The sequence below is a fragment of the Streptomyces sp. NPDC007907 genome (genome assembly GCF_042959365.1).
Lineage (GTDB): Bacteria > Actinomycetota > Actinomycetes > Streptomycetales > Streptomycetaceae > Streptomyces > Streptomyces indiaensis.
The window spans coordinates 486,345-495,407 of sequence record NZ_JBIBKR010000008.1; the positions used below are offsets into that span (position 1 = coordinate 486,345).

Genomic DNA, 9,063 nt, shown 5'->3' on the forward strand with positions numbered 1-9,063 from the left:
CGTCCACATACTCTCGCGTGAAGTCCGGTTTCTTTGAACAGCCATGTCGGCAGAGTTGTGGAGCGAGCGATGGTAGGCCAGTCCGGAGAATTCCGTTCGCAGGCTGAACTGACCGGGCCGGAGCAGGAACACCACCTGCTCGCCTTCGTCACCGGTCTGACCGAGGACGTGCTCAAGAGCGCGGACCGAGAGGCACCGAACGGGATCGACCCCGAGAGTTCCTTCCTCGAACTGGGCTTCCACTCGCTCGCCGCCGTCGACTTCCACAGCCGGCTCGTCGCGGCCACCGGGCTGCGCCTGCCCGTGACTCTGCCCTTCGACCATCCCACCCCGCGGGCGCTCGCGCGCGAACTCCAGCGCCTCCTGTACGGCTCCGCCGCGGACGCGGGCGCCCTGGGCGAGCAGCCGGGCTCCGCCGCGGCCGACGACGAGCCGATCGCCGTCGTCGGCATGGCGGTGCGGCTGCCCGGCGGCGTCAGCACCCCCGAGGGGCTATGGCGGTTCCTCTCCGAGGGCGGCGACGCGATCTCCGACTTCCCCACCCGCCGCGGCTGGGACCTCGACGGCTTGTACTCTCCCGACCCCGACGACGCGGGCAAGAGCTACACCCGCCGGGGCGGATTCCTGCACGACGCCGGTGAGTTCGACGCGGACTTCTTCGGCATCAGCCCGCGCGAGGCGCTCGGCATGGACCCGCAGCAGCGGCTCCTGCTGGAGAGCACCTGGGAGGCCCTCGAACGCGCGGGCATCGATCCCAAGTCCGTCCGCGGCAGCCAGACCGGTGTGTTCGTCGGCGTCGAGAACCAGGAGTACGGCCCGCGTCTACAGGATGCGGCCGAGGGTTTCGAGGGCTACTTGCTGACCGGCAACGCCGCCAGCGTGGCCTCGGGCCGTCTCGCCTACACCTTCGCCTTCGAGGGTCCCACCATCACGGTCGACACCGCCTGCTCCGGCTCGCTCGTCGCGCTCCACCTCGCCGTGCAGGCCCTGCGGCGCGGCGACTGCCCTCTCGCTGTGGCGGGCGGCGCGGCGGTCATGTCGAGCCCCGGCGGGTTCCTCGCCTTCAGCCGGCAGCGCGGCCTCTCCGCCGACGGGCGCTGCAAGGCGTACTCCGCGGACGCCGACGGCACCGGGTGGGGCGAGGGCGTCGGCATCGTCGTCCTGGAGAGGCTCTCGGAGGCCCGGCGCAACGGCCACCAGGTCCTCGCGGTGGTGCGCGGCACCGCCGTCAACTCCGACGGCGCGTCCAACGGCCTGACCGCCCCCAGCGGTCTCGCCCAGCAGCGCGTCATCCGTCGCGCCCTCGCGGACACCGGCCTCGCCGCGACGGACGTCGACGCGGTCGAGGGCCATGGCACCGGTACGCGTCTCGGCGATCCGATCGAGGCGCAGGCGCTGCTTGCCACGTACGGGCAGGGGCGCGAGGGCGGGGAGCCGCTGTGGCTCGGCTCGCTGAAGTCGAACGTCGGCCACACGCAGGCCGCGGCCGGTATCGCCGGTGTCATCAAGATGGTCCTCGCGATGCGGGAGGGTGTGCTGCCGCGGACGCTGCATGCCGACGAGCCGTCCCCGCACGTGGACTGGTCGGCGGGGAACGTGGCGCTGCTGACCGAGGCGCGCGAGTGGCCGCGGACCGGGCGTCCGCGCCGGGCCGGTGTCTCGTCGTTCGGCATGAGCGGCACGAACGCGCACGTGGTGCTGGAGGAGGCGCCGGCCGAACTTTCCGAGCCGGTCTCCGAGACCCCGCTCTCCGAGGCGCCGGTCGTCGACGGGGTCGTGCCGTGGGTGCTCTCCGGTAAGACGGAGGACGCGCTGCGGGCGCAGGCCGAGCGGCTGCACTCCTTCGTACAGGAGAACTCCGACCTGCGTCCGGAGGACGTGGGCTACTCCCTCGCCGTCACGCGGGCCCGGTTCGAACACCGGGCCGTGGTGGCGGGCGCGAGCCGCGAGGAGCTGCTGGCCGGCCTTGAGGCTCTCGCTGCCGGGGAGGTACCGGGCGGTGCGGTGATCTCGGGGAGCGCGCGCCGCGGTCGGGTCGCGTTCCTGTTCACGGGGCAGGGGAGCCAGCGGGCCGGGATGGGCCGCGAGCTGTATGACACGTATCCGGTGTTCGCCGCGGCCTTCGACGAGGTGTGCTCCTACCTCGACCTGCATCTGGAACGTCCGCTGAAGGAGATCGTCTTCGGCACGGACGAGGCGGCTGCCGGTCTGATCGATGAGACGGTGTTCACGCAGGCCGCGCTCTTCGCCATCGAGGTCGCGCTGTTCCGGCTGGTCGAAGCGTGGGGGCTGACCCCTGACTTCCTCATCGGCCACTCGGTGGGTGAGCTGGCCGCCGCGCACGTAGCCGGTGTCTTCGATCTCGAGGACGCGGCGATCTTGGTTACCGCGCGGGGCCGGCTCATGCAGGCGCTCCCGGCCGGTGGGGCCATGGCCGCGATCCAGGCCACCGAGGCCGAGGTTCTGGAGACGATCGAGGGCCGCGAGCACGAGATCGCCATCGCCGCCATCAACGGGCCCACCTCCGTGGTGATTTCCGGCGACGAGGCCGCCGTGACCGAAGTGCTGGAGCACTGGCGCGAGCAAGGCCGCAAGGTCCACCCGCTCCGCGTCAGCCACGCCTTCCACTCCCCCCGCATGGAACCCATGCTGGAGGAATTCCGCTGGCACGCCCGGGTGATGACCTACTCCGCACCGCGGATCCCGATCGTCTCCAACGTGACCGGTGAGCAGGCCACCGCGGAAGAACTGTGCTCACCGGAGTACTGGGTGCGGCACGTGCGTCAGGCCGTGCGTTTCCGGGACGGCGTCACCTGCCTCGCCGAGCGGGGCGTCACCTCCTTCGTGGAGCTGGGCCCCGACGGCATCCTCTCGGCGATGGGCCAGGAGTCCCTGCCCGATGCCGAGGGCGTGGTCTTCGCCCCGGCCCTGCGCAGGGGCCGCCCCGAGGCCCAGGCCTTCACCTCCGCCATGGTCCGTCTGCACGTGAACGGCGCGGAGCTGGACTGGGACGGGGTCTTCGCGGGCCGCGGCGGACAGCGCGTGGACCTGCCGACGTACGCCTTCCAGCGCCGGCACTACTGGCTGGAGGCGCCCACCCTCTCCGGGGACGCCACGGGCTTCGGGCAGTCGGCGACGGGACATCCGCTCCTGAACGCGGCGGTCGCGCTGCCGGAGTCGGACGGGATACTGCTGACGGGACGCCTGTCTCTCCAGTCGCACGGGTGGCTCGCGGATCACGCGGTGCTGGGTTCGGCCGTCGTATCGGGCTCGACCCTGGTCGAGCTGGCCATCCACGCCGGTGACCAGGTCGACTGCGGGTCCCTGCAGGAGCTGACGCTCCAGACCCCGCTGGTCCTGCCCGAGCAGGGCGCGGTGGCGCTGCGGCTGGCCGTGGACGCCGCCGACGCCGCGGGCCGCCGCCCGGTCCGCTTCTTCTCCCGCTCGGACGAGGCGGCGCCCGGGAGCCAGTGGACACTGCATGCCACCGGCACGCTGTCGGGGGCCGCGGAGCCCGCGGCGTTCGACTTGTCGGTGTGGCCGCCGCAGGGCGCCGCCTCCCTCGATACAGATGCGGTCTACGAGCGTCTCGCCCAGGCCGAACTGTCCTACGGCCCGGTCTTCCAGGGCCTGCGTGCCGCCTGGCGGCTCGGTGACGACATCTACGCCGAGGTCGCCCTCCCCGAAGGCACCTCCACCGACGGCTTCGGACTGCACCCCGCACTCCTGGACGCCGCCCTGCACGCCCTGCCCCTCACCCCCCACGAGCAGGCACGCACCACCTCCACCTGGAACCACGTCACCCTCCACGCCACCGGCGCCACCACCCTGCGCGTCAAACTCTCCACCACCAACGGCACCCTCACCGCCGCCGACAACACCGGCGCACCCGTCCTCACCGCACAAACCATCACCTGGCGCCACACCACCCCCGACGAACTCACCACCGGACACAGCGGATTCCACAACTCCCTGTACCGCCTGGACTGGCCCGAACTGAACCCGGCACCCGCCGAACCCCAGACGTGGGCCGTACTGGGCGACGAGCCGGGTCTCCTCACCGAGGGACCGGCGTTCCCCAGCCTGGCTGAACTGGCCGCCGCCGACACCATCCCCCAGGTCGTATTCGCCCCGCTGACCGCCTACGACGACACCGACACGGCCACCGCAGCCCACCAGGCCACCCAGCATGCTCTGACGCTCATTCAGGAATGGCTGGCCGAGGACCGGTTCGCCGACTCCCGCCTGGTCCTCGTCACCCGTGGTGCGGTCGCCGCCCGGCCCGGTGAAGACGTGGCCGATCTGGCCAACGCGCCCGTCTGGGGGCTCGTACGCTCCGCGCAGGCCGAGAACCCCGACCGGTTCGTCCTCCTCGACACCGACACCGAGTCGCCCGAACTCGCCACTCTCTGGCCGCTCCTGGCCTCCGACGAGCCCCAAGCCGCACTCCGCGACGGTTCGGCGCGCGTGCCGCGCCTGGTCCGGGTGCCTGTCGCCGACGGCGATCCGACGGACTTCCGCCTGGACCCGGCCGGGACCGTCCTCGTCACCGGCGGCACGGGCGCTCTGGGCTCCCTCGTCGCCCGCCACCTCGTCACCGAGCACGGCGTACGCCACCTCATCCTCACCAGCCGCCGAGGACTCGACGCCGAAGGCGCCCCGCAGCTCGCCGCCGAACTGGCCGAACTCGGCGCCGACACCGTGGAGATCGCCGCCTGCGACGCCGCCGACCGCGGCTCCCTCGAAACGCTGCTCAACTCGGTCGACAGCGGGCGTCCGCTGACCGCCGTGATCCACACCGCCGGTGTCCTGGACGACGGCGTCATCAACGCCCTCACCCCCGAGCGCCTCGACGCGGTTCTCCGCCCCAAGGCCGACGCCGCCGTCCATCTGCACGAGCTGACGAAGGACCTGAACCTCTCCGCCTTCGTCCTCTTCTCCTCCTCCGCCGGCCTCTTCGGCGACCCGGGCCAGGGCAACTACGCCGCCGCCAACACCTTCCTCGACGCACTCGCCCACCACCGCCACGCACTCGGCCTCCCCGCCACCTCACTCCAATGGGGCCTGTGGGAACAGCGCAGCGGCATCACCGGACACCTCACCACCGCCGACATCGAGCGCATCCACCGCTCCGGCATGACCCCCCTCCCCACCACCCACGCCCTCCAACTCCTCGACACAGCACGCACATCGGGCGCCGCTGTCGCGTCGCCCATGAGCCTGGACCTCGCCGCGTTCCGTGCGCCTTCGGCCACGGTCCCCGCCCTGTTGCGCGGGCTGGTCGGCATGCCGGCGCGCCGGGTCGCGGCGAGCGGGGCGGCGGGCGGAACGTCCGCCTTGGCCCGCAGGCTGGCCGGGCTCGCGCCCGCCGAGCGGACGAGTACCTTGCTGGAACTCGTACGCGGTCACGTCGCGTCCGTGCTCGGTCACGGCGACGGGCGGGCGATCGAGCCGGGGCGGGCCTTCAAGGAGGTGGGGTTCGACTCGCTGACCGCGGTCGAGCTGCGCAACCGCCTGAACACCCTCACCGGTCTCCGCCTCCCTGCGACCCTCACGTTCGACTACCCGACCCCGTCGGCGCTGGTGGAGCACCTCCTCGCCGAGACGTTCGCCGACCAGTCCGCCATCGCCGGCCCCGTGACCCCGGCCGCCGGGCCGCGCCACGACGACGAGCCGATCGCCATCGTCGGCATGGCCTGCCGCTTCCCGGGTGACGTCGCCTCGCCGGACGACCTCTGGCGCATGGTGGTCGGGAAGGGCGAAGGTCTCTCCGCGTTCCCCACCGACCGCGGCTGGGACATCGAGGGCGTGTACGACCCGGACCCGGCGCGTGTCGGCACGACGTACGTCCGCCAGGGGGGATTCGTCTCCGCGGCGGAATTCGACGCCGAGTTCTTCGGGATCTCGCCGCGTGAGGCGCTGGCGATGGACCCGCAGCAGCGGCTGCTCCTCGAAGCGTCCTGGGAGTCGCTGGAGGCCGCGGGGATCGACCCGGCGTCTGTACGCGGCAGCCAGACCGGCGTCTTCGCCGGCGTCATGAACACCGACTACTTCCCAAGCCTCCAGTCGGTCCCCGAGGACCTGGAGGGCTACCTCAGCACCGGCACGTCCGGCAGCGTCGCCTCGGGCCGCGTCTCGTACGTGCTCGGCCTCGAAGGCCCGGCCGTCTCCGTGGACACCGCGTGCTCGTCCTCGCTCGTCGCCCTGCACCTGGCCGTGCAGTCGCTGCGCCGGGGAGAGTGCTCGCTGGCGCTTGCCGGTGGTGTCACGGTCATGTCGACGCCGGACACCTTCGTGGACTTCTCGCGCCAGCGCGGCCTCGCCCCCGACGGCCGTTGCAAGGCCTTCGCCGGTGCCGCCGACGGCACGATCTGGGCCGAGGGCGTGGGCATGCTGCTCGTCGAGCGGCTCTCGGACGCCGAGCGCAACGGCCGCAAGGTGCTCGCCGTCGTCCGCGGCACGGCCGTGAACCAGGACGGTGCGTCGAACGGCCTGACCGCTCCGAACGGCCCCTCGCAGCAGCGCGTCATCCGCCAGGCCCTCACGGGCGCGGGCCTGACCGCCGCGGACGTGGACGCGGTGGAGGCGCACGGCACGGGCACGCGACTGGGTGACCCGATCGAGGCGCAGGCGCTGCTGGCCACGTACGGCCAGGGCCGCGAGGGCGCCGAACCGCTCTGGCTCGGCTCCATCAAGTCCAACATCGGTCACACCCAGGCGGCAGCCGGCGCCGCGGGCATCATCAAGATGGTCGTCGCGATGCGGGAGGGTGTCCTCCCGCAGACCCTGCATGTGGACCAGCCGTCGCCCGAGATCGACTGGTCGGCGGGTGACGTCCGGCTGCTGACCGAGGCGCGGGAGTGGCCGGACACCGGGCGTCCGCGCCGAGTGGGCGTCTCGTCCTTCGGTATCAGCGGTACCAATGCGCATGTGATTCTGGAGCAGGCGCCGGCTGCCGTCGACGCCGCCGACACCGAAGCGGCCCCCGAGGCTCCTGTTGCTGGTGGGGTCGTGCCGTGGGTGCTGTCCGGTAAGACGGAGGGGGCGCTGCGGGCGCAGGCCGAGCGGCTGCACTCCTTCGTACGGGAGAACCCCGAGCTGCGTCCGGCGGACGTGGGGTACTCCCTCGCCGTGACGCGGGCCCGCTTCGAGCACCGGGCCGTCATCACCGGCTCCGATGTGGACGAACTCCTGACAGGTGTGCAGGCGTTGGCCGCCGGGGATGCGTCGGGTGCGGTGGCCTCGGGGAGCGTGCGGCGCGGCAAGCTGGCGTTCCTGTTCACGGGGCAGGGCAGCCAGCGGGCCGGAATGGGCCGCGAACTTTATGACACGTATCCGGTGTTCGCTGCTGCCTTTGATGAGGTGTGTGCCCGCTTCGATGGGCAGCTGGAGCGTCCGCTGAAGGATGTCGTCTTCGGTACGGACGGGACGGACGCCGGTCTGATCGACCAGACCGTGTACACGCAGGCCGCGCTCTTCGCCATCGAGGTCGCGCTGTTCCGCCTGGTGGAGGCCTGGGGTCTGACCCCTGACTTCCTCGTCGGGCACTCCGTGGGTGAACTGGCCGCCGCCCATGTGGCCGGGGTCTTCACCCTGGAAGACGCGGCGAAGCTCGTCGCCGCTCGTGGACGCCTCATGCAGGCTCTCCCGGCCGGTGGGGCCATGGCCGCGATCCAGGCCACCGAAGCTGAGGTTCTGGAGACGCTCGAAGGCCGCGAGCACGAGATCGCCATCGCCGCCATCAACGGACCCACCTCGGTCGTGGTCTCCGGCGACGAGACCGCCGTAGGCGAGGTGCTGGAGCACTGGCGGGAGCAGGGCCGCAAGGTCCACCAGCTCCGCGTCAGCCACGCCTTCCACTCCCCCCGCATGGAACCCATGCTGGACGAGTTCCGCACCATCGCGGCGGGCTTGACCTACAGCACTCCGAACATCCCGGTCGTCTCCAACCTCACCGGCCGGCTCGCCACCCCCGACGACATCGGCTCACCCGACTACTGGGTCCGCCACGTCCGCCAAGCCGTCCGCTTCGCCGACGGCATCACCCACCTCGCCGAACAAGGCGTCACGTCCTTCATCGAGCTGGGCCCGGACGGCACCCTGTCCGCCCTGGCCCAGGAGACCCTCACCGACACCGACACCGCGGCCTTCAGTCCCGTACTCCGCAAGAACCGCCCGGAAGCGGAAACCCTCACCCAGGCCATCGGCACCGCCCACATCCACGGCGCCGAACTCGACTGGGACGGCGTCTTCGCAGGCCGGGGCGCGCGCCGCGTCGACCTGCCCACCTACGCCTTCCAGCACCAGCACTACTGGCTGGAGCAGGCTGCCCCCACCGGCAGCCTTGCCCCTGCCGGCCTGGCGTCGGTCACGCACCCGCTGCTCGGCGCGGCGGTCGCGCTTCCCGCGACGGGAACCATCCTGCTGACCGGCCGTCTCTCGCTGCAATCCCACGACTGGCTCGCGGAGCACGTGGTGATGGGCGTCCCGATGGTGCCCTCGTCGGTCCTGGTGGAGCTGGCGACCCAGGCGGGTGACGAAGCCGGTTGCGGTGCGCTGGCGGAGCTGACGCTCCAGGCTCCGCTCGTACTGCCCGCACAGGGTGCCGTCGCCCTCCGGGTGACCGTGGACAACACCGACGAAGACGGGCACCGGGCCGTCGCGATCTACTCGCGCGCCGAAGAGGCCTCGATCGACGAGCCGTGGGTGTGCCACGCCACGGGCCGCGTCACCGGAGTGGCCCAGGATGCCGACTTCGACCTGTCGGTGTGGCCGCCGCAGGGCGCCGCCTCCCTCGATACAGATGCGGTCTACGAGCGTCTCGCCCAGGCCGAACTGTCCTACGGCCCGGTCTTCCAGGGCCTGCGTGCCGCCTGGCGGCTCGGTGACGACATCTACGCCGAGGTCGCCCTCCCCGAAGGCACCTCCACCGACGGCTTCGGACTGCACCCCGCACTCCTGGACGCCGCCCTGCACGCCCTGCCCCTCACCCCCCACGAGCAGGCACGCACCACCTCCACCTGGAACCACGTCACCCTCCACGCCACCGGCGCCACCACCCTG

At 72.0% G+C, this 9,063-nt stretch carries 1 pseudogene; it reads left to right on the top strand.

The window, feature by feature from the left end:
- Window positions 1-69: 69 nt before the first annotated feature.
- Window positions 70-9,063 (top strand): annotated as a pseudogene (locus tag ACFZDI_RS31670) (SDR family NAD(P)-dependent oxidoreductase); the annotation flags it as partial.